Raw genomic sequence first — 2,623 nt, 5'->3', positions numbered from 1 at the left:
GCCTCGCTCACCCATGCCCGGCTGCCGCTGCTGTTCTCCGCCGTCGGGCTGGAGAGCACGACGGCGGTGGTCGCACCGTTCATCGCCGGGACGCTGGGAGCCGCGCCGATCGCGCTCGCCGGGATCGAGGCGGCGGGGCGTGCCGGCGGCAGCGCGGCCCGTGCCGGCGCGACGAAGCTCGCCGACCGCCGGCCCGGGCTGCGCGGGCCGTTCACCGTCGCCGGGAACGCCGGGCTGGCGCTGGCCGCCGCCTTCCTGGCCGGAAGCAACGCCGTCTGGCAGGCCGGGGCGTGCCGGTCGGGGTCGTGGGTGGCACGCGGCCTGGGTACCCCGCCGCTGCTGGAGGTGGCGAGCTCGACCTCCGCGCCGCGCGAGCTCGGTGCCCGGCTCGGCCTCGAGCGCTCGGTGGGGGCCCTCGGCGCCGCCTTCGGCGCGCTCGCGGCGGCGCTGCTGCTGGCGTTCGTCGAGGTGCGGACGGTGATCCTGCTCGCGCTGGTCCCGGTGGTCGCCGCGGTCGCCGTGAGCGCGCACGGCACCCTGCGCGGGCGGGACACGCTCGACCACGGCATCCCAGCCCAGACCCGACCCCAGCTCTCGCTGCTGCGCCAGCCGCCGCTGCGCCGGCTCGCCCTCGGCATCACCTGCTACGAGGCGTCCAACATCGCGGCCGTGCTCCTGCTGCTGCGCGCCAGCAAGTTGCTGCCCGACGGCTCCGGACGGCTCAGCCAGCTCCAGGTGGTCGCCGTGCTCTACGGCCTGTTCCACCTGTCCTCGGCCGCCGCGGCGGTGTGGGGCGGCCGGCTCGCCGACCGGTTCGGGGCCGGTCGGGTGATCGCGACCGGCGCGGCCTTCCTGCTCGGCGCCTACGCCGGCTTCGCCTTCGCCGGCGAGGGTGACCTGACCGCGATGACGGTCTGTTTCCTGCTCGCCGGGACGGCCGCGGGCGCGGTCGACGCCGCCGAGTACACCGGCGCCGGGCGGCTCACCCCGCCGGAGACGCACCGGGCCGTGTTCGGCGCGCTGTCCGGGCTGCAGAGCGCCGGCCGGGTCGTCGCGACGATCACCGCCGGCGGGCTGTGGACCCTCGTCGGGCCCGAGGCCGGGCTGCTGGTCTGCGGCCCGCTGCTCGTCCTGTGCGTCGCCCTGTTCACCAGGGGCACCGACCGACCGCGTTGACGGCCGCCCGCGGGCCCGCTCGTCGGGGAGCGTCACGGTGTAGGCGTCGAGTGTCTCCAGGGTCGTCCTGATCACCGGATGGTCCCGGTCGTAGCCGAGCAGCCGCAACGCGATGATCGAGTAGACGGCGGGTGGCTGGATGTCAGAAGACGGTTGAGAGCGGGTCGCGGCCGGGGGACGGCTCGTCCCAGGCGATCCGGTAGTCGTACATGGCGGCCATCTGGCGCAGGCCGACCTTCATCGCCACCGGGACGATGTGGTCGCGCATCCAGCGGGCGGGGGCGTTCGGCGGCGGGGTGCGCGGCCGGTTGCGTCGGGCCAGCCGGTGGACGTGCGCCACCCGCTCGGCGCGGGCCGCCCGGTAGGCGGCGAAGCCGATGGGGGCCGTCGGGGCGTCGCGCAGGCAGCGGCCGAGCACGATCGCGTCCTCGATCGCCATGGACGCCCCCTGGCCGGCGTGCGGGAGCATGGCGTGGGCGGCGTCCCCGAGCAGGCAGACGTTGCGGCGGTACCAGGTCCCGACCGGCTCCAGGACCGACAGCGGGAGCCGCTCGAGCCGGTCGGTCGCGTCCACGACCGACCGCAGGTGGGCGGGGGCGTGCTCGAGCTGGGTGAGCAGCCGGCGTCGCACCTGCTCCTGACCGGCGTCGGTGCGCGGTGAGGGCCACGGGTCGGTGGACACCATCGACATCGCCCACATCACCTCACCGCCCGCCGTGCCGTAGTGGATGAACGTCCCGGTGCCGACGATGGTGAACTCGAGCATGCCGGTCTTGTACGAGCGGCCGACGCGGTCCGCGAACCCGCCGACGGTCACCAGGCCGGCGAAGGTCGGCCAGGGCGTCTCGGGCGCGACGTGGCGGCGCACCCGGGAGCGCAGGCCGTCGCAGCCGAGCAGGAAGTCACCCACGGCGCTGGAGCCGTCTGCGAAGTAGGCGCGGACGCCGGCCTCGCCCCGGTCGTCGACCGAGTCGAACCTGCTCGCCGGAACGACCGGGATCCCGCGCCGGTCGAGTTCCCGCAGCAGCACCCGCCGCAGCTCGCTGCGGCGGATCACCCGGGCGGGCGCCTCGATCGTGCCGAGGTGGCGGCCGTGGACGTCGACGAAATGGTTTCCCGCCGAGAGATGCCCGGCCTCGTCGAGGCCCTGGACACCGAGAAGCTCCAGGCCGCGCAGGCCGTTCGGGGCGACGCCGAGCAGCAGGCTGCCGGCGGACTCCGGGTCGGCGTCGGCCTCGAAGACCGTGGGAAGAATGCCGGCCCGGGCCAGCGCTATCGCCGCCGCGGGTCCCGCGATGCCCCCACCGATCACCAGCGCCTGCCGACCAGCCATCCCCATGCACTTAATTATCCGCACGAATAGGCGACCACTCAGACGGGGCGGGGGTGGGGCCCCGTCTGAGTGGTCGCCTATTCGTGCGGATAATTAAGTGCATGGGGATGGCTG

The 2,623-nt window shown here is 75.0% G+C and carries 2 protein-coding genes and 1 pseudogene; 1 reads left to right on the top strand and 2 read right to left on the bottom strand.

The window, feature by feature from the left end; all coding sequences use genetic code 11:
• A partial coding sequence (locus FMEAI12_RS33465; RefSeq protein WP_146776832.1) for an MFS transporter occupies positions 1-1,176 on the top strand: 1,176 nt, incomplete at its 5' end.
• Positions 1,177-1,197: 21 nt separating this feature from the next.
• Here the strand turns inward: FMEAI12_RS33465 and FMEAI12_RS39405 are convergent.
• Positions 1,198-1,317, bottom strand: a pseudogene (locus FMEAI12_RS39405) (hypothetical protein); the annotation flags it as partial.
• Position 1,318: 1 nt separating this feature from the next.
• A complete protein-coding gene (locus FMEAI12_RS33455; RefSeq protein ID WP_235014992.1) occupies positions 1,319-2,509 on the bottom strand; it encodes an FAD-dependent monooxygenase in 1,191 nt (396 codons plus the stop codon).
• Positions 2,510-2,623: the final 114 nt, after the last annotated feature.

It is taken from the genome of Parafrankia sp. Ea1.12 (genome assembly GCF_900465275.1).
GTDB lineage: Bacteria > Actinomycetota > Actinomycetes > Frankiales > Frankiaceae > Parafrankia > Parafrankia soli.
The sequence above is the reverse complement of the archived record's forward strand: the minus strand, read 5'-3'. Positions and strand labels throughout refer to the sequence as shown.

Bases quoted from the DNA above. Each gene is read 5' to 3' on its own strand.
- FMEAI12_RS33455 (WP_235014992.1), bottom strand. From the start codon at position 2,509: ATGGCTGGTCGGCAGGCGCTGGTGATCGGTGGGGGCATCGCGGGACCC.